Below are 16,985 nucleotides of genomic sequence, written 5' to 3'. Positions count from 1 at the left end.
CCTCACGCGACTATAACGAAAAATGGGAATCGAATAGAGGGTCGAACTTCGCGAAAATGGGAATCGAAAAAGTTCGGTGGCGGGCCTGCCGGTCCATTACCCTGCATCTGACGAAAAACGGAGAATTGCAGGGTAAATTGCCTATAGACAGGCGCAAGGGATTTTGCCGGCCATCCCCTGCGGCTCGCTCGCGGCGCCCTAGATTTTCTCGAACAGGCGCTTGAGGCTGGCGTATCGAATGAAGGTCGATCGACCGACTTTTACAGTTTCTAGCTCTCCGGCCTTGATGAGTTCGTAGAGCGTCGACCGTCCAATGCCAGTGAGTTTAACCGCGGCGGATATGCGGACGCTGATCGGTTCGATATGGTGGCGGTCCTCGGACGCAACTTGCGGCCCTTGCCTGCTCTGCATCTTGCTCATGGCTTCCGCCTCCCTCGGTGAAAGCGGCGATCGGTTTCGATGAAAGCCGTAAGCATTGCAGGAATAAGGTCCGGCACGGATTCACGCCTGCCGTATGCCGCTTCGTAAGCGTCGGCATAAGCGTTCAATGCCTCGAACAAACCCGGCATGGCGTTGAACGTGATTCTCTTCGGCGTTCGCTCCGGCAGCTTCGGCAATTTCAGGTCAGCCATTTCCGCCTCCCCACGGCCGCCCGACGACAATATCCTTGTGGACGATGACACGCAGCGGCCAGCCGGGCCGGACGCGCATAGTCGGCTGGATATTGAGATTGCGGGTGACGAGCTGGTCGCCGGCTCGCGCGCCGCCCTGCTGCGCGGCTTCACGGATCGCTCGAACAAGGTCGCTCTCGCTGCTGCCAAAACTCAATTCCGAGCCGACACCAAGCAGCGTCGAGAGCGCGACGCCCTTCAATAGCTGCCATGTGTGCCGGTCGATCTTGTCGGCGAGGCCCGCATAGCCCTGCGTGTCGGTCGCGGGAACATTGTCGATGCGGATTGACGAACCATCGGGAAGGATGATGCGCTGCCAGACCACCAGCGCGCGGCTTTGGCCGAACGCGACGTGACCGGCCCCCACCGAGTGGTCCGCTGGGATTGTTAGTGCATTGACGCGTCCATCGCCAGTGTTGGCCGCAGGTGGAGCGAAGCGGAACCGGCGGGCGACACTGGCGATGGAACGGCCTCCGGCGCCGGTGGTCGATATCCCAGCGAGCTGTGCGGCCGGACGGTGTTGTAATGCCGCCGCCAAGCCTCGATCAGGATCCGGGCCTCCGCGAGCGAGTAGAAGATCTCGCCGTTGAGCAGCTCATCGCGCAGGGATCCGTTGAAGCTTTCACAATAGCCATTCTCCCATGGCGATCCGGGCGTGATATACAGCGTCTTCACGCCGATCTGGGCGAGCCATTGCTGCACCGCCGTCGCGATAAACTCCGGGCCGTTGTCCGACCGGATATGCGCCGGCGGCCCACGCGTGACGAACAGCTCGGCCAGTGCCGCGAGCACGTCGTCGCTCTTGAGCTTACGCGCCACCGGCAACGCCAGGCACTCCCGGCTCGCCTCGTCGATGATCGACAGGATCCGGTATTTGCGACCATCGTGCGTCCGGCCCTCGACGAAGTCGTAGGACCAGACATGGCCGGGATATTCTGGCCGCAGCCGGATGCACGATCCGTCGTTCAGCCACAGACGCCCGCGCTTCGGCTGCCTTTGTGGCACCTTCAGCCCTTCGCGGCGCCAGATACGCTCAACCCGCTTGCGGTTCACATGCCACCCCGCATCGCGTAGCAACGCCGTCACCCGGCGATAGCCATAACGACCATATTGCCGGGCCAGTGCGATGATATCCTCAGTGAGGGCCGCTTCGTCATCCGCCCCGCGTGGCGCCTTGCGCTGCGTCGATCGGTGCTGCCCGAGCACGCGGCACAGCCGCCGCTCGGACACCGGCATCATCATTCTGATGTGGTCGATACAGCGCCTGCGGCGTGCGGGGCTCAGAAGTTTCCCCGGGCAGCCTCCTGCAGGATCAGCTTGTCCAGCGTCAGGTCCGAGATCGCACGACGAAGCCGCGCATTCTCCTTCTCCAGATCCTTCATCCGACGCGCCTGATCGGTCTTCAGGCCGCCATATTCCTTGCGCCACCGATAATAGGTCTGCTCGCTGATCGCGATCCGACGACACGCCTCGGCGGTCGTAGCGCCCTGCGCAAGCACAACCTCCGCCTCACGTAGCTTGCCGATAATCTCTTCCGGGCGATGCTTCTTGCTCGGCATTCTATATCTCCTTCGTCGTCCAAAATATCATCAATTTTGGACCACTCAGAAGGGGGCAGATCACGCATCAACAGGGACGGTTATAGCAGAAAAGTGGGAGAAATCAGCCGTTTTTTGGACGTTGCCGGACGTTCTCGGAAGGGGGTCTGGAGCGGGTAGCGGGAATCGAACCCGCCTAGCTAGCTTGGAAGGCTAGAGCATTACCACTATGCTATACCCGCGTGTCCAAGGCTGGCGCGATTGCCATTTTGGCTGCCTGTCGTCAAGCGCTACGCCACACCGTCCGTCGCCGGGCCTTCAGTTGCGCGGTCCATCGCTTCGCGGTGTGCCTCGGGCGGGTCGCACGGGGCAGGGGGCTCGCCTTCGGCCAAGGTAAAGCGCGACCCCTGTTCGAGCGTGCGGTGGACGGGGCAGCGCTCCGCGATTTCCATCATTCGGGTGCGTTGATCGGCGTCGAGCGCGCCTTCGATCGCGATCCGGCAGTTGAAGAGATCAGGACGTGCTTCGCCCGGCTGCCTTTCGTGGCCGACCGCGGTGCGGATCCGCGTCACCGGCCAGCCCTTGCCGTCGGCATAGAGGCGCAGCGTCATCGTCGTGCAGGCGGCGAGCGCGGCGGAGAGCAGATCGAACGGGCTCGGCCCTGACCCCAGCCCGCCGACGCCGACCGGCTCGTCGGCGAGGAAAACGTGATCGCCGGCGCTGATCACGACCTGGAATTTTCCCTCGCGCGTCTCCTCGGCTTCGGCGTCGACCTGCGCTGCGGGCGGATCGGCCGGCGGTGTGAGATAGGGCGCGGTCCACGCCGCGATCATGAAGGCGACGCGCTCTGCGTCCTGCGGCCGGCTGAGCAGATGGTCGGCGTCGTCGAGCGAGACGAAGCTCTTGGGATGGCGCGCGGCGACATAGATTTTGGTCGCATTCTCGATCCCGACGGTGTCGTCGCGCGGTGCATGCATCACGAGGAACGGGCGGCGCAATGCTGCGATGCGCGCACCCTGATCCTGCGCCCGCAGATCGTCGATGAGCCCGCGTCCGACGCGAAAGCGCCGCCCGGCGAGCAGCACGTCGGCGGCGCCCTGCGCGTCGATCGCGGCGAGCGCGGCGGGATCGAACTGGTGGAGCGTATGTGCGACGTCGAAGGGCGCGTTGATCGTCGCGACGGCGCGGATCGCGGGAAGGTTGACCGCTGCCGCGATCGCCGCCGCGCCGCCCAGGCTGTGTCCGATCAGCAGCGACGGCGGCTTGCCCTCGGCCACCAGCGCCTTCGCCGCGGCCTGAAGGTCGCGCACGTCCCACGAAAAGCGGCTGTCGGCGAAATCGCCCTCGCTGTCGCCGAGCCCCGCGAAGTCGAAGCGGAGGACGCCGATCCCTTGCCGCGCAAGCAGCCTCGCGATGCGCGTCGCGGCACGATTGTCCTTTCCGCAGGTGAAGCAATGCGCGAAGATTGCCCAGCCGCGCACGCGCCCGCCGGGCATTTCCAGCCGCCCCGAAAGCTGCTTTCCGGTCGATCCCGAAAAGCGAAACGGGCGCGTGACCATGGCGTTTTCTCCCAATCGGGCGCCGACTCCGGCGCTGCCATGCGATGGTCAGGCCTGATACGTCGATTGTCCAACAGGAACTTTCGGCCGCGGTCACCGTTTAACCAGCGCACTCGATAGATAGAAAACAAGGCGCGACAGCGGGTCGTCCTCCCAAACGGCATATGCCGGTTCGGGATGCTGCCCCGTGCGTCCGCCGGACAAGGAGAATTCGGATGTTCAAATGGGCTCTGATCTTTGCCGTGATCGCGTTGCTTGCGGCGGTGCTCGGTTTTGGCGGCATCGCGGGGGCCGCGGCCGGTATCGCGAAAATCCTGTTCTTCGTCGGCCTGGCGCTGGTCGTCCTGTTCCTCGTTCTCGGCGCGGCGGCGGCGAAGAAGATCACCTGAGCCGCCGGGCGTCCTTCCCGGCCCTATTTTCACCGCGCGGGGAACCATCGGGCAGGGCAGGCGTTTCATTGATCTACTTGATCGAAAGAATGAGTAGGATTTGGCTCGCATCTTCGGATGGAGCCTAGGGAAGCCCCGCCGCAGAGATGCGACGGGGCTTACTCGTTTCCGGCGGTTGTCCGCTTGCGGCTCCATGAACGGCGCGACGATTTTGCGACAATTTGCGACAATTTTTCGTCCATCCGGCAAGGGCGTGGGACAAACCGCGCCTAGAACCGTCTCATCGGGACGCATCGCCGTCCCCTCTGATGAGGAGTTCGTTACGTGAAGAAGAAGCTCAGTTTCCTGACCCTGGGCGCGGCGCTGATCGCCGTTCCCGTGCTCGCGGCGCCGGGCGGCGCCAAGGGCGATGCCAACGCCACGCTGACCCGCGCCGAGGCGCAGGCGCATGCCGCCGAGCGGTTCGCGAAGATGGATGCCAACAAGGACGGCAAGCTCGACGCGAGCGACCGCGCCGCGCGCCGCGCCGCGATGCAGACCAAGATGTTCGAGCGGCTCGACGCGAACAAGGACGGCAGCATCAGCAAGGCCGAGTGGGACCAGCACAGCGCCGATCGCGCCGCCAAGCGCGGCGAGAAGCGCGCCGAGGCCGGTGCGACCGAAGGCAAGCGCGGCATGCGCGGCCATCACGGGATGCGCGGCGGACGCCATGGCATGCGTGGCGGCATGATGATGGGCAAGGCCGATACGAACGGCGACAAGGCGATCAGCCAAGCCGAGTTCGAGACCGCTGCGCTCGCCCGCTTCGATGCGGCCGACGCGAACAAGGATGGTCAGGTGACCGCCGAGGAACGCGCCGCGCAGCGTGAGGCATGGAAAGCGAAGGCGGCCGAGTGGCGCGCCAAGCGCGCCTCCGCCCCGGCCGCTCCCGCCAGCGAATAAGCCATTTGGCAGGGGCGGCGGCAGGACAGCCATCCCCCTCCCGGCATTGCCTTTGCGTGCCGTCCCTGCCAGCTATCGCCCACCGGCCTCCCGCGGGCCGGTGGGCGAACTATATTTGATGGACGACGCATGACCGATATGCCGCGCATCCTGTTGATCGACGACGAACCCTCGATCCGCGAACCCCTGTCCGAATATCTGGAGGCGCAGGGTTTTGCCGTGTCCGACGCGGCGAGCGCCGCCGAGGCGCGGTCGGTGTTGCGTGCGCAGAGCGTCGATCTGGTGGTCAGCGACATCATGATGCCGGGCGAGGACGGGCTGTCGCTCACCCGCCACCTGCGCGAGACGAGCAGCATCCCCGTCATCCTGCTCACCGCGCGCGCCGAGGACACCGAACGCATCATCGGGCTGGAGATCGGCGCCGACGATTATGTCGTCAAACCCTTCAACCCGCGCGAACTGGTCGCGCGAATCCGCACCGTGCTGCGCCGGACGCAGGCGAACGGCCGCGCGCTCGACCCCGGCGGGACGAGCTATGCCTTCGGCCCCTGGGTGCTGCGCGAGGTCGAGCGCGTGCTCGTCGACGAGGCGGGTGCGGAGGTCGCGCTGTCGTCGGGCGAATATCATCTGCTCCATGCGCTCGTCCGCCATCCGCGCCAGGTGATGAGCCGCGACCGGCTGCTCGACCTCGTGCGCGGGCGCGAGGCTGACATCTTCGACCGTGCGATCGACAATCTGGTCAGCCGCCTGCGCAAGAAGATCGAGGTCGATCCCGCGCACCCGCAACTCGTCAAGACCGTGTGGGGCGGGGGCTATACGCTCGCCTGCGAGGTCCGGCGGATGGGCCCGGCGGCGTGACCCTGCGCCTGTGGCCCCGCAGCCTTGTCGGCCAGCTTGTCTTCGCGGTCGCGGTGATGCTGTTCATCGCGCAGGCGGTCAATTTCGTGCTGCTGTCGCGTGGGCAGCGGCAGCAGAGCTTCGCGCACGGCGGCGGCATGGCGGTGGCGCGGATCATCGATGCGATCGAGCGCGACCGGCGCGGTGACACGCGGCGTCCTCAGGACACACGCGCCCAGGATTCGCGTGAGGCGCGCGAGCGCAACCAGCGGCTCGTCATCTCGGACCTGCCGCCCCCCGTGCCGCCGGGCGCGGCGCATCTCCCCGACCTCGCCGCCTATGTCGCGGGTCTGCTCGACGAGGCGGAAATCCCCGCTCAGGAGGTCGATGCCTGGGTGCTCCCGCAGCGCCAACGCACGGCGCGCGCCGACATGCCGCGGCCGGTCTTCGTCAGCGCTAAAGTCGGCGACCGCTATTTCGCCGTGCGCACGCGTATCGGCCCAGGCAGCAACCGGATTCAGGGCTTTCTGATCTGGCAGACGCTGTCGCTCTATCTATTATTGCTGATTCCGATCATGGTCATCGCCTGGCGTGCCGCAGCGCCGCTGCGCGGGCTGACCCGCGCAGCGCGGACCAATCCGGCGCTGCGCGACGCGATCCCGCTGGCCGAGAAGGGGCCATCGGACGTTCGCGACCTGATCGCCGCCTTCAACGGCTATCGCGCGCGGATCGCGACGATGCTGTCGGACAAGGACCGGATGCTCGGCGCGGTCGGGCACGACCTGCGCACCCCGCTCGCCAGCCTGCGCGTGCGCGTCGAGCAGGTCGAGGATGCGACATTGCGCGACAAGATGATCGCTTCGATCGAGGAAATGACCGCGATGCTCGCCGACATTTTGGCGCTCGCCCGCTCAGGCGCGGGGACCGAAGCGCAGGAGCGCATCGACCTCGGCGCGCTGGTCGACGAGATGGCGGGCGATTATCACGAACAGGGCAAGGATGTGAGCCTGGGCGACGTCGCTCCGGCGATGGTGCGGGCGCGCCCGATGCTGCTCCGTCGTGCGCTGCGCAACCTGATCGACAATGCGCTGGCCTATGGTATCCGCGCCCGGCTGTCGGTGGCGGTTGACGGCGGGATGGCGCGGATCGTCGTGTCCGACGATGGGCCCGGCCTGACCCCCGAACAGATCGCTACGCTGATCGAACCCTTCGCGCGCGGCGAGCAGTCGCGCAACCGCGCGACCGGCGGCGCGGGACTGGGCCTGTCGATCGCGCGCGACATTGCCGAGGGGGAGGGCAGTTCGCTGACCCTCGCGGCGCGGGCGGAAGGCGGACTCGACGCGATCATCGAACTGCCGGTCCAAGCGTAAGGCGGCGTTGGGTTGAGAGCTGCCCCTTCCTAACTTTCGTCATTCCCGCTTTCCCGGAGACACCAGTATTATAATTCGCTGGAAGTGGCTATTTGAACGTTGGGGCGATTTGCCCGAGTCTACCGGAGGCGAGCGGCTCCGCTTTGGCGCACGCCTCGGCAAGTATTGCCTACAGGCTAAGAAGAAGGCCGATTGATCGGTGGTAGAATGCGCCCAAAGCGCTCCGTGAGGTTGTCCGCTATCACCCTGTTGGACCAATCTGCTTGCTTGATGCTGCGCCGGCCTCAATTTCGCGATTCCACTGTTTCATGAATCGGTTACGGGTCAGCTTGTCCTGCGCGATGAGCAGTTCAGGACCTACGCGTATTGCTCGCATCGGTGCCGTGGTGCCGCGCAGTTCCATCGGCCGCTCCACGTCGCTGCGCACCGAGGGCATCGCATGGCGGGTAAGCAGCACCTGGCCCTTGGCGGACAACAGAAAGTCCAGAAACAACCGCGCGGCGTTGGGATGGCCGGACGTGGTCGGGATCATGGCGATCCGCGACATGACCAGCGTGTAGTCGGCGGGGAACACGACCCCCAGCTCGGGATTGCGAGCCGCCTCGTCCAAGGCATAGGATCCGAGGACATTATAGCCGATCACCGACCGTCCGCTCGAAACATCCTTGATCACCTCTTCGCTAGTCGAAAAAAAACGGGCCCGGTTGGCGCCAAGGCCATGAGCCATCTGCCAGACGTGACCGCTGGTGGCATTGTCCTGCGACAGACAGAGATAGCCGACCGACGATGAAGCGGGATCATAGGTCGCGATACGTCCCTGCAATTCCGTGTCGCGCTGTTCGAGCAACCGGACGAAGTCCATATGGTTGCGCGGGACACGCTCGGGCGACAGCAGCGCCTTGTTGTAGACCATGACAACCGGTTCGGCGGTAACGCCCCAGGCTTGATTCTTCCAGTTCGCCCAATCGGGCAGATTTCCCTTTTCGGGCGAGTCATAGGACTGGGCATAGCCGTCGTTCACGAGCTTGATCTGCATGTCCATCGACGACGAAAGGAGGAGGTCGGGATTTCCGCGCCCGGCCTTTTCTTCGTCCAGAAACCGGTCGCGGACATCGCGGGCGGACAGATCGTGATAGTCGGTCGTTATCCCGGGATAGGCGCGTTCGAATGCAGACAGGAGATCGCGCATGACCTTCCGGTCGGTCGTCGACCAGATGACAAGCCGGCCTTCCTTCGTGCCGTCCTCGACAAGGTTCGCGTAAGAAACGTCGTAGCCCGCGGGAACCCGCGCGGCATAGTCGGTGTCCGGGGAACAGCCACCCGAAAGCCCAAAAATTCCGACCCAGAGCCCGAGGCAACGGACGATGCCGCGTGATTTCATCGGGGCTTTCCCCTTCGCACGTCACTCTCCCTTTAAATCTCCTGTGGACCAATATGCCGAGTTTCGCCAGATTGAAGCGATGGCGAGGATATTGCTTGTCGAAGATGATCCGCCCCTCGCGCGCGGTGTTTCCGCACTGCTGAGGAGCGCGGGGCATTCGGTCGATGTTGCCGAGGACGGCGAAACCGCGATGATGGTCGTCCGCGAGGAACCCTATGCGCTGGTGGTGCTCGACATCGGACTGCCGGACATTTCCGGCCTCGACGTCCTGAATGCGATCCGGCGCGGCGAATCCAAGGTTCCCGTACTGGTCCTGACCGCGCGCGATGCGATCGAGGACCGCATCGCGGGGCTGGACCATGGCGCCGACGATTATTTGCTGAAGCCCTTCGATGCGGGCGAACTCGAGGCTCGCGTTCGCGCGCTGCTGCGCCGCGCGGCGGGCGAGGCGTCGCCGCTGACGACGATCGGCCGGCTGACCATCGATCCTGCTCGTCGTATCGCGGCGGTCGACGGACGGACGCTCGATTTGCGGCGCCGCGAATGGGCCGTCCTCGAACGCCTCTCGGCGCAGACGGGCAAGGTCGTGCCAAAGGAAAGGTTGAGCGCGGAGGTGTTCGGTTACGATGAACCCGTGTCACCGAACGCGATCGAGGTTTATGTCGCGCGCCTTCGCCGCAAGCTCGAGCCCGATGGTCCTGCAATCCGGACAATCCGTGGCCTCGGCTATGTGATCGAACCGCGTTGAAGTCAGCCCGGCCGCGGGAAGGGTCGTTGACGGGCCGGATGCTCGGATGGCTGGTCCTGCCGGTTGCGATGCTGGCGCTGGTCCTCGGGGTCGCCGGTTCTTTTGCGATTACCCGCACGGTCGGCGCCGTTAACGACCGGATATTGAGCGCGGCATCACGCGGCATAGCCGACTCGCTGGGCAGCGACGATGGCGAAATCACCCTCGATCTTTCACCTGCCGTATTCGGAATGCTGGAGAATAACGCGCGCGACAATGTCTATTACAGCGTCCGGCGGGGGCGCGAAATCCTGACCGGCTATACGGACCTGCCCCAGATCCGGATCGACCCGGCGCGGCAGGAGGAGTTTACTTTCGCCGAAAGTCGATACCTGGGACATGAAGTCCGTATCGTGGCGGTTACCCGGATCGTGCCGCAGGTCAGCGAGCCGATCGTCGTTCAGGTCGCCGAAACGCTCGATGCGCGCAAGCGTATGGCGCGTGGACTGCTGGTCGGGCTCGCGGTGCTGGAGCTCGCGCTCATTGCTACCGCAGCCATGCTGATGCCGATCGCCGTGCGTCGCGGCCTTGCTCCGCTGAAGCGTTTGCAGGCCGAAATGGATCGACGCGGTGCGGAGGACCTGACCCCGCTTTCGGCTGCCGGCGTTCCGGGCGAACTCGGCGATCTGGTCAGTGCATTCAACACCATGCTCGCCCGGCTCGACAGCGGATTTGCGGGCATTCGCCGGTTTACCGCCGATGCATCGCACCAGATGCGTACACCGCTGTCGGTCCTGCGCACCCATGTCGCGGTCCTCAAGCGGGCGAAGCCGGGAAGCGCCGAAGCGAAAGGGTCGATCGAAGATATCGACGATGCAGGAGCCCGGCTCAGCCATTTGCTGAACCAGCTGCTGTCACTGGCGCGCGTTGATAGCGGACATCCCGAACGGGTGATCCTTGAGCCGGCCGATCTTCGCCGGTTAGCGGCCGATGTCGTGAGCGGGCAGGAGGCCGTCGCGAGCGCAAGGCAGATTCGACTGCATCTCGGCGCGCCGCAGCGCGCGGTCGAGGTCCGGACCAACACGGCGCTGGCGACGGAAATGCTCGTCAACATCGTCGACAATGCCATTCGCTATAACCGGCCGGGCGGGCAGGTCAGCGTGATTGTCGATGAGCGACCCGCCGCGATCCGGGTTGAGGACGACGGGCCCGGCATTCCGCCCGAAGATCGCGAAAAGGTCTTTGAACGCTTCATTCGGCTGAACCCGCACGCCGGGAACGATGGCAGCGGATTGGGATTGTCGATCGCCCACTCGATCGCCGAGACTCTCGGCCTTGACCTCGGGCTCGACGGCGGTCCGGGTGATCGCGGTTTGCGGCTTACGATTATTTTCCCGCCAGACGCTGACAGCTTGGTGAAAGGTCCCTGAGCTAGTTGGTGTGCAAGGTTCCGGAACAGGAACAGCAATGAGGGAGGATTTGTGGCTATCCATCAAGGCGCGGACATGCCGGCATCTTTGCCGGCCCGCCGAAGCGCGGGGGGCCTTGTCCGGCCTCCGGCTGCGGCACCACTCGGCTGATCAGGACCATGTTGTCTCTCTACGCCTTCGCGATGGTCAGCGTCTTCATGACGCTGATCATGACCAAGCGTCTTTCCGCCATTGTCGCGCTGATTGTCGTGCCGGTTTCTTTCGCGCTGGTCGGATTTCTGTTGTTCGGGGCCTATCAGACCGACCTCGGCACGATGATGATGAACGGCGTGAAGCAACTCGCCCCGACCGGTGTCATGCTGGTCTTTGCGATCCTTTATTTCGGGCTGATGATCGATGTCGGCGTCTTCGACCCGTTAATCCGTGCGATCGTCCGCATCGTACACGGCGACCCCGTCCGCATCATGATCGGTTCCGCGCTGCTTGCGCTGGGCAAGGCGCCGCCGAGGTCGGCGACACGCAGGGCACCATCGGCTTTGGCGGCGGCCAGTCCTACAGCGACCTGCGCGGGCTCGGCCCGAACCGCTCGCTCGTTTTGCTCGATGGTCGCCGGCTCATGCCGTCGAGCCCCGATGGCGCCATCGATCTCAACACCATTCCATCGTCGCTGATCGGGTCGGTCGAGGTGATCACCGGCGGCGCGTCGGCGACCTATGGATCGGATGCGGTCGCCGGGGTTACCAATTTCAAGCTGCGCACAAATCTGGACGGCCTCGAACTGTCCGCGAAAAAGGGGATTATTGTCAGCGCATTTCGCGCGATCCTCTGACCGGGCAGATTGCGTTGGGCCAGCAGGGGCTCTTCAACTTCGCCACCTACACGGTCGCAGGCATCGATACCCAGTTCACTTGGGGTTTCGGGCTCGAAGCGCTCGGGATGTCGCCGTCGGCGGGCGCGCTCGAATTCAGCACGACCGCATCCTACCTGCGCCAGTACAAGGTGGCGGGCCTTCTGGGATCACCCACGCTCAACTATGCCGGAAGCGCCGGGTTCGGCGGTGTCGGCGGCGGGATTTCGCATCCCGAGTGGAAGATCAACACCCGCATCACCTATTCAAACGATGATTTCAGCCTGTCACTTCTGTGGCGGCATATCTCGGCGATGGTCCATTCGGACGTAGTTGCCAATCCGGCCTCGGCGACCCCCGGGGTTCCGGCTTACAATTATCTCGATCTCAACGCGGACTTCGATATCGACAAGCGCTTCTCCTTCGGATTGGGTGTGACGAATCTGACCGACAAGGCGCCGCCGTTCATCAGCGCTTCGCCGCTGACGACCGATGCTGCGACTTACGACGTGATCGGGCGCTCCTTCTACGCATCGATCAAGGCGAAATTCTAGCTATGGGGCCGATCATGATGTCGGCGCTCTCGCAGACCTGTTCATCCTGACTCGAGCTGGCTTCGCCGAAGCCAGCTCTTTTTTGGGGTGCTTCCGGCCGGATAGCGGACGCGTATAGGGCTACTTGGCCCTAAATGGTGACACGCCTCGAAGAGGAGACCCGGATCAGCAAGGGCGGGACCCTGGCGGCACAGCTATCGCGGCTCGACCTGGTGGTGCTCGATGAGCTTGGATATCTGCCCTTTGCGCGCTCGGGAGGACAGTTGCTGTTCCACCTCATCAGCAAGCTTTATGAGCGTACCAGCGTCATCATCACTACGAACCTCGCCTTCGGCGAATGGCCTACCGTGTTCGGCCACCCCAAAATGACCACGGCCCTGCTCGACCGCGTCACCCACCATTGCGATATCGTCGAGACCGGCAACGACAGCTGGCGCTTCAAAAACCGCAAATTGCCGCCCGGTTCGGCCGCTTTAAAATCTATCTTGCGCTGCGCGCGTCTCCGGTCGGGCTACGCCCGCCCTCCGCCGCACGCAGCGCTAGGCTCACCTCAACAAACCAACATCATATCCGAAAAGGGGCTCCCTCTTCGACGCCGATCGGGGGTCCCGTTTGAACGCCGTTTGACACACTTGGGTTTTCCGTAGGGGTCACCAGTCAAGCGGTTTATCGCGTTGATTTTACGTGAAAACTTCAAAATTGCCCAAACCTGACACCACAGGCGTTCCCACATTTCCCGTGGGCCGAAATGATATGATTCGGAACGCAACGGGACGGAAACAGCGCTGCTTCAAATCTTATTTTAGGCCACTGGCCGTTCGGATAGCGAATGATGCTCAACTATTTGGCTCACGTCTCACCGGAAATGGTAAAATCTGGACTGTCGAATTATCGCCAATCGCAGACCAAGGCAGCCAAATTGCCGAATTTAGCTAAGCGACTTTTGCAACGCCGGGCGGGCGAATAATCTGTCAACATACTCAAGCGTTTTGGGATGCGCATCGGTGAGCAGTTGAAGCCACTTCGCGGACCCCAGTGTAAAGCCCATCATGATGTCAGCAGCCGAAAAATCGTTTCCGGTAATATATGGCTGGGTAGCGAGGGCTGCTTCAATCTTGTTAAACACCGTGTTTGCGCTGTCACGCACCGCGCTGATGATTTCCTGATGTCGATCCGCATCATCCCGGTAGACTGTCAACCAAACGGTCGTATTGATGGCATTGGCGGCTGTGCCTTCTGCAAAATGCAGCCAGTAGAGATAGGCGGCACGATCCTTTGATCCGATAGGCGGCTCGAGCTGCCCATTTCCATACCGCTCCAAGAGATATTGGACGATCGCCCCCGACTCTGAAAGAGCGACATCGCCGTCTTCAATGTATGGGTATTGGCCTGACGGGGTATTCTGGGCGAATCCCCTGCTACCGTCTCGATTATACTCTGAACGTAATAACTCGTATTCGAGCCCCAACTCTTCCAAGAACCATCTGATTCTGACGGAGCGAGTAAGGGGAGCAAAGTGCAGTTTTAGCATCCACCGATGCTGTCACGAACAGCAGCTTTTGCGCAACGAGATTTTGTTGTCGGAAAGCCGTTATCGGTCGTTTGCTGACAGCAGGCTTCGTCGGGCTGCCCCGCGCGATATGCTCAAAGTTGCCGGTTCCTCACTCTAATCGTGCACCGCACCGGCTGCCTGACCTTGGTGGCCCGCTGCAAGCAAGCGTCGATCACCTCGCGGTTGTCACGGCGCATGTCGGCGGCCTCGGCGATGGCCTGCCACGCCGCCGGACTATCAGCGTGCATGATCCGAGTCCCCGCTTCCCATAGGGTCGGCTCACGAACGGTGCGCGCGGCGATGCGTTCCGGCAGGTGCCAGCTTGTCGGAAGGGTGCGCGCGACAAATCCGGGAAGCACCGACCACAGGAGGCACCCGGCGAGCAAGCCGCCGCCGACATACCACCAACGAAGTCTTTTTTGCTCGTAGATGGAGTTGGCCGTGCCGATGATCGCCCGCAGATCGCGGATTGCCTCGCCACGCTCCCGCTTCGCAGCCACAATCAAGACCTCGTCGTCGCGTCGCGCTCGTGCCGCCGCCGCCGTCATCCGCGCCTCGAAGTCTTCCGGAGTCATCTGCATGGCGGGCTGGCGCTCGATGGAGACAAGCCGGTTCCTTGCGGCACAGCTCGGCGATGCTGTCTTCGCCGCGCAGCCCCTCCAGCACGATCCTGATTTTGTCCTCTGCAGAGAAGTGCCGGCGCGTCGCACGCCGTATGTCCTTCACCACCCGCTCAGCTGGGGCCTTCGGCGCCGATTTTTTCAAGGAGGATTTGGGCTTCATCTTCGTTCCTTCGTCACTACGACGAAGCCCAAATCCTCCTTAAATCACAACCTCAAATATGCGCCATTGGTGCTGACGGCGGACAGACGAGTATCACTACTTCAGCAGAAACGAGTCCATGACGCTGCAGGGAATTTTCCGCAGTCGTGCCGGGCAATCGGGGAAATGGCCGCTCCTGATGGCCTACGATCTAAAGCAAAGTACATCGGACGCTTCGCTCGGGGGAGGCGTTGAGCGTTCGCGAGAATGACGAAGATAAGAGATGCTGCGCGCGACTTTCAGTCTCTCGTCATCCCGGACTTGATCCGGGATCCATTCTCTCGGCGCCGGATGAATGGATCCCGGATCAAGTCCGGGATGACGATGCAAGATGGGCCGGCTTCCGGTCGTTATCAGGCGTAGATCGCGATTCCCTGGCTGCCGCTCAGCACCGGCTCGCCGGCACGGTTCCAGATCATCATGTCCTGCACCGAAAAGCCGCCGCGGGCATAAGCGGTCTTCGCCGACAGCAGCCACCAGCCGTCGTCGGTCGCGGGCGTGCCGTTCAGCATGTTGACCGTCCAGTTCATCGAACTGATCGGGCCGAATTCGCTGAACAGCGCCATCGCCGCGGGCGGCAGCGCGTCGCCGAGGGCGAGCAGCGCGACCGCCGGGTGGCACGCGGGCTGTTCGGTGAAGCGCACCCAGGTCAGATATTCGCCGCTCTCCTGCTTCCAGCCGAAGCGCGGGCCGGTGGTCGGCCGCATGTCGAAATGCCTGGCGAAGGCCGGGCGCACCTTGTGCTCGGGCACGGGTTGCAGGCTCTCCGGGGCGGGCGCGTTGGGCATGGTCAGACGGTTGTGGTCGAGATGGCTCGCGCGGTCGCCCGAAAAGGCAAAGACCGCGGCGGTGCCGAATCCTTGCTCGCTCGACACGCCGGCGTCGACGAACAGGCTCGATTTCGACTGGCGCAGCACGCGCGTCTCGACCCTGCAATCACCGCCGACCGGGCCGACGAAACTGATCTGGGCATAGCGCAGCGGGGTTTCGGTCGGATGCAGCAGCATCGTTCCGGCGAGCGCGACCGCCGAACTGATCCCGCCATAGGCGGTGCGGCCCTGCATCCAGCCTTCGCCGATATGCGCGGTCGCGGCATCGCCGTCGACGCGCAAGGTGGAGAGCAGCGCATCGAGTGCGCTGGGAGAGGTCGTCATCGCTTTCCTATTCTTCGATCTGGAAGGTCAGCCCCGCATTCGCGGTCAGCCGGTCGATCAGCGCCTGCCCGAGCAGCGCGCCGGGTGTCCAGACGCCGCCGTCACCCTTGTTTTCGAGAAGCGCCATGCCGGTCTCCGCGAGCATCTTCGACGTCGAGCCATAGCCCGGGTCGCGGTCGCCCTGAACGCTGGCGCGGATCGTCGTGCCGTCCGGATATTCGCCGACGAACAGGATGTCGTAGAAGCCGTTCTCGCGCTCTTCCTTGCTCGGCCCCTCGCCGGGTTGCAGCTTGGCGTCGCCGAAGGGGTTCGCCTTCGCCATCGCTTCGGCCATCGCCTTGCCTGCGTCGCCGATCGTCGTCATCACCATCTCATCATAGACGAGATCCGCGCCCCACCGATGTCCGAGTAGATAATTGGTGCGGTGGATATTCTTGGTGTTGATCGGCGCCATCACGAAGGGCGCGGTCCAGGTGCCGGTCGCGCCGTCATATTCGGGGATCAGACCCGTCGGCTGCGACGGCCCCTCGAAGCCCGGCGTCAGCGCGAAGCTCGATTTGAGCAGCAGCGCAAGCGACGGCTTCTTCGCCACCGCTTTCAGCGTTTCGGTCAGGCTGGCGATCGTGCCGCCCGAGGCGCCGCCGGCCATCTTGCGGACGCGGCCCTTGACGCGCGGCGCGGGCTTGCCATGGCGCTTCACCGCCTCGGCCTGCAGGAACAGCACGCCGAGATCGAACGGGATCGAATCGAAGCCGCAGGAAAAGGTGATCCGCGCGCCCGAGGCCTTCGCCGCGTCCTGATGCGCGTCGATCATCTCGCGCATCCAGCCGGGCTCGCCGCAGAGGTCGGCATAGGCGGTGCCGGCCCGGACGCAGGCGGCGACGAGCGCGTCGCCGTAAAGCTGATACGGGCCAACGGTGGTGAGCACGACCTTCGTGCGGGCGGCCATCGCGTCGAGGCTCGCGGGATCGCTCGCGTCGGCGACGATCAGCGGGGTTTCTTCGTCGGCGCCGATCAGGTCGCGCACCTCGGCGAGCTTGGCGAGGCTGCGCCCCGCCATCGCCCATTTTGGGGCGTCCTTGCGGCTCTTGTAGTGGTGCGCGAGATATTCGGCGACGAGGCGGCCGGTAAAGCCCGTCGCGCCATAGACGATGATGTCGAGATCGCGGGATGCCATGGAAAACCCTCCCTTTACGTAAACGTTAAGTGAAG

At 63.7% G+C, this 16,985-nt stretch carries 19 protein-coding genes, 1 tRNA gene and 2 pseudogenes; 10 read left to right on the top strand and 12 right to left on the bottom strand.

Annotation, left to right across the window (positions count from 1 at the left end; genetic code table 11):
- Nucleotides 1-198 precede the first annotated feature (198 nt).
- From NP825_RS10135 to NP825_RS10110, 6 genes are all read right to left on the bottom strand, one after another.
- Entirely contained in the window at nucleotides 199-420 is a 222-nt protein-coding gene (locus NP825_RS10135; protein ID WP_257551108.1) for a helix-turn-helix domain-containing protein, read from the bottom strand.
- Nucleotides 417-632 carry a DUF2274 domain-containing protein gene (locus NP825_RS10130; RefSeq protein WP_067105495.1) on the bottom strand — a complete coding sequence of 72 codons (216 nt, stop codon included), beginning with the start codon at nucleotides 630-632 and terminating at the stop codon, nucleotides 417-419. Before NP825_RS10130 ends, NP825_RS10135 begins: the two co-directional genes overlap by 4 nt.
- Nucleotides 625-1,134 carry a TrbI/VirB10 family protein gene (locus NP825_RS10125; RefSeq protein WP_374046563.1) on the bottom strand — a complete coding sequence of 170 codons (510 nt, stop codon included), beginning with the start codon at nucleotides 1,132-1,134 and terminating at the stop codon, nucleotides 625-627. The genes NP825_RS10130 and NP825_RS10125 overlap by 8 nt, the downstream gene beginning before the upstream one ends.
- Nucleotides 1,059-2,230 (bottom strand): IS3 family transposase gene (locus NP825_RS10120; RefSeq protein WP_095387322.1). Its coding sequence is split into 2 segments (ribosomal slippage): nucleotides 1,059-1,966 and nucleotides 1,966-2,230, totalling 1,173 coding nucleotides; the frame shifts between segments, so codons are not numbered across the junction. Before NP825_RS10120 ends, NP825_RS10125 begins: the two co-directional genes overlap by 76 nt.
- A gap of 147 nt (nucleotides 2,231-2,377) precedes the next feature.
- Nucleotides 2,378-2,451: transfer RNA gene (locus NP825_RS10115), tRNA-Gly, on the bottom strand.
- Between the two features lie 48 nt (nucleotides 2,452-2,499).
- The gene (locus NP825_RS10110; RefSeq protein ID WP_257551102.1) at nucleotides 2,500-3,768 is read right to left on the bottom strand and encodes an alpha/beta fold hydrolase; all 1,269 of its coding nucleotides are present in this window, start codon (nucleotides 3,766-3,768) and stop codon (nucleotides 2,500-2,502) included.
- Nucleotides 3,769-3,983: 215 nt separating this feature from the next.
- On the opposite strand from NP825_RS10110, the gene NP825_RS10105 reads away from it, so the two are divergent.
- The 4 genes from NP825_RS10105 (at nucleotide 3,984) to NP825_RS10090 (ending at nucleotide 7,306) form a co-directional block, all read left to right on the top strand.
- Nucleotides 3,984-4,157 (top strand): DUF1328 family protein, encoded by a 174-nt coding sequence (locus NP825_RS10105; protein WP_257551100.1) that lies wholly within the window; start codon nucleotides 3,984-3,986, stop codon nucleotides 4,155-4,157.
- Between the two features lie 324 nt (nucleotides 4,158-4,481).
- The gene (locus NP825_RS10100) at nucleotides 4,482-5,099 is read left to right on the top strand and encodes an EF-hand domain-containing protein (RefSeq protein WP_257551098.1); all 618 of its coding nucleotides are present in this window, start codon (nucleotides 4,482-4,484) and stop codon (nucleotides 5,097-5,099) included.
- A 129-nt stretch (nucleotides 5,100-5,228) separates the two neighbouring features.
- Entirely contained in the window at nucleotides 5,229-5,957 is a 729-nt protein-coding gene (locus tag NP825_RS10095; RefSeq protein WP_257551096.1) for a response regulator, read from the top strand.
- On the top strand, nucleotides 5,954-7,306 hold the full coding sequence (locus NP825_RS10090; RefSeq protein WP_257551094.1) for a HAMP domain-containing sensor histidine kinase: 1,353 nt from the start codon (nucleotides 5,954-5,956) through the stop codon (nucleotides 7,304-7,306). The genes NP825_RS10095 and NP825_RS10090 overlap by 4 nt, the downstream gene beginning before the upstream one ends.
- A 241-nt stretch (nucleotides 7,307-7,547) precedes the next feature.
- Here the strand turns inward: NP825_RS10090 and NP825_RS10085 are convergent, their stop codons facing one another.
- Entirely contained in the window at nucleotides 7,548-8,687 is a 1,140-nt protein-coding gene (locus tag NP825_RS10085; RefSeq protein WP_058815468.1) for an ABC transporter substrate-binding protein, read from the bottom strand.
- A gap of 79 nt (nucleotides 8,688-8,766) precedes the next feature.
- On the opposite strand from NP825_RS10085, the gene NP825_RS10080 reads away from it, so the two are divergent.
- From NP825_RS10080 to NP825_RS10055, 6 genes and pseudogenes are all read left to right on the top strand, one after another.
- Nucleotides 8,767-9,435: a response regulator transcription factor gene (locus tag NP825_RS10080; protein ID WP_058815843.1), complete on the top strand. Its 669-nt coding sequence runs from the start codon at nucleotides 8,767-8,769 to the stop codon at nucleotides 9,433-9,435.
- Nucleotides 9,436-9,473: 38 nt separating this feature from the next.
- Entirely contained in the window at nucleotides 9,474-10,844 is a 1,371-nt protein-coding gene (locus NP825_RS10075) for a sensor histidine kinase (protein ID WP_058815467.1), read from the top strand.
- 197 nt (nucleotides 10,845-11,041) lie between these two features.
- Entirely contained in the window at nucleotides 11,042-11,515 is a 474-nt protein-coding gene (locus tag NP825_RS23560) for an SLC13 family permease (RefSeq protein WP_306998931.1), read from the top strand.
- A complete protein-coding gene (locus NP825_RS10065) occupies nucleotides 11,407-11,673 on the top strand; it encodes a TonB-dependent receptor plug domain-containing protein (RefSeq protein ID WP_306998984.1) in 267 nt (88 codons plus the stop codon). Before NP825_RS23560 ends, NP825_RS10065 begins: the two co-directional genes overlap by 109 nt.
- Nucleotides 11,674-11,687: 14 nt before the next feature.
- Nucleotides 11,688-12,245 (top strand): TonB-dependent receptor domain-containing protein, encoded by a 558-nt coding sequence (locus tag NP825_RS10060; protein ID WP_257551086.1) that lies wholly within the window; start codon nucleotides 11,688-11,690, stop codon nucleotides 12,243-12,245.
- A 134-nt stretch (nucleotides 12,246-12,379) separates the two neighbouring features.
- Nucleotides 12,380-12,694, top strand: a pseudogene (locus tag NP825_RS10055) (ATP-binding protein); the annotation flags it as partial.
- 479 nt (nucleotides 12,695-13,173) lie between these two features.
- Here the strand turns inward: NP825_RS10055 and NP825_RS10050 are convergent.
- The 5 genes and pseudogenes from NP825_RS10050 to NP825_RS10030 all read right to left on the bottom strand — a co-directional run bounded on the left by NP825_RS10050 (nucleotide 13,174) and on the right by NP825_RS10030 (nucleotide 16,950).
- Nucleotides 13,174-13,776: a glutathione S-transferase family protein gene (locus NP825_RS10050; RefSeq protein WP_137889384.1), complete on the bottom strand. Its 603-nt coding sequence runs from the start codon at nucleotides 13,774-13,776 to the stop codon at nucleotides 13,174-13,176.
- 113 nt (nucleotides 13,777-13,889) lie between these two features.
- Nucleotides 13,890-14,378, bottom strand: coding sequence for a DUF6118 family protein (locus NP825_RS10045; RefSeq protein ID WP_257551080.1), 489 nt, complete (start codon nucleotides 14,376-14,378; stop codon nucleotides 13,890-13,892).
- Between the two features lie 31 nt (nucleotides 14,379-14,409).
- Nucleotides 14,410-14,580: pseudogene (locus tag NP825_RS10040) on the bottom strand (IS3 family transposase); the annotation flags it as partial.
- A gap of 392 nt (nucleotides 14,581-14,972) precedes the next feature.
- Nucleotides 14,973-15,773, bottom strand: coding sequence for an acyl-CoA thioesterase II (locus NP825_RS10035; RefSeq protein ID WP_257551078.1), 801 nt, complete (start codon nucleotides 15,771-15,773; stop codon nucleotides 14,973-14,975).
- Nucleotides 15,774-15,780: 7 nt separating this feature from the next.
- Nucleotides 15,781-16,950 (bottom strand): trans-acting enoyl reductase family protein, encoded by a 1,170-nt coding sequence (locus NP825_RS10030; RefSeq protein WP_257551076.1) that lies wholly within the window; start codon nucleotides 16,948-16,950, stop codon nucleotides 15,781-15,783.
- Between the last annotated feature and the right edge of the window lie 35 nt (nucleotides 16,951-16,985).

The organism is Sphingopyxis sp. DBS4 (genome assembly GCF_024628865.1).
Classification (GTDB): Bacteria; Pseudomonadota; Alphaproteobacteria; order Sphingomonadales; family Sphingomonadaceae; genus Sphingopyxis.
This window is presented reverse-complemented; position numbering and strand designations above follow the sequence as displayed.

Excerpts from the sequence above, each read along its gene's own strand:
- NP825_RS10080 (WP_058815843.1), top strand. The coding sequence starts at position 8,767 with ATGGCGAGGATATTGCTTGTCGAAGATGATCCGCCCCTCGCGCGCGGT.
- NP825_RS10105 (WP_257551100.1), top strand. The coding sequence starts at position 3,984 with ATGTTCAAATGGGCTCTGATCTTTGCCGTGATCGCGTTGCTTGCGGCG.
- NP825_RS10085 (WP_058815468.1), bottom strand. The coding sequence starts at position 8,687 with ATGAAATCACGCGGCATCGTCCGTTGCCTCGGGCTCTGGGTCGGAATT.
- NP825_RS10095 (WP_257551096.1), top strand. The coding sequence starts at position 5,229 with ATGACCGATATGCCGCGCATCCTGTTGATCGACGACGAACCCTCGATC.
- NP825_RS10130 (WP_067105495.1), bottom strand. The coding sequence starts at position 632 with ATGGCTGACCTGAAATTGCCGAAGCTGCCGGAGCGAACGCCGAAGAGA.
- NP825_RS10050 (WP_137889384.1), bottom strand. The coding sequence starts at position 13,776 with ATGCTAAAACTGCACTTTGCTCCCCTTACTCGCTCCGTCAGAATCAGA.
- NP825_RS10035 (WP_257551078.1), bottom strand. The coding sequence starts at position 15,773 with ATGACGACCTCTCCCAGCGCACTCGATGCGCTGCTCTCCACCTTGCGC.
- NP825_RS10110 (WP_257551102.1), bottom strand. The coding sequence starts at position 3,768 with ATGGTCACGCGCCCGTTTCGCTTTTCGGGATCGACCGGAAAGCAGCTT.
- NP825_RS10030 (WP_257551076.1), bottom strand. The coding sequence starts at position 16,950 with ATGGCATCCCGCGATCTCGACATCATCGTCTATGGCGCGACGGGCTTT.
- NP825_RS23560 (WP_306998931.1), top strand. The coding sequence starts at position 11,042 with ATGACGCTGATCATGACCAAGCGTCTTTCCGCCATTGTCGCGCTGATT.
- NP825_RS10075 (WP_058815467.1), top strand. The coding sequence starts at position 9,474 with ATGCTCGGATGGCTGGTCCTGCCGGTTGCGATGCTGGCGCTGGTCCTC.
- NP825_RS10135 (WP_257551108.1), bottom strand. The coding sequence starts at position 420 with ATGAGCAAGATGCAGAGCAGGCAAGGGCCGCAAGTTGCGTCCGAGGAC.
- NP825_RS10045 (WP_257551080.1), bottom strand. The coding sequence starts at position 14,378 with ATGCAGATGACTCCGGAAGACTTCGAGGCGCGGATGACGGCGGCGGCG.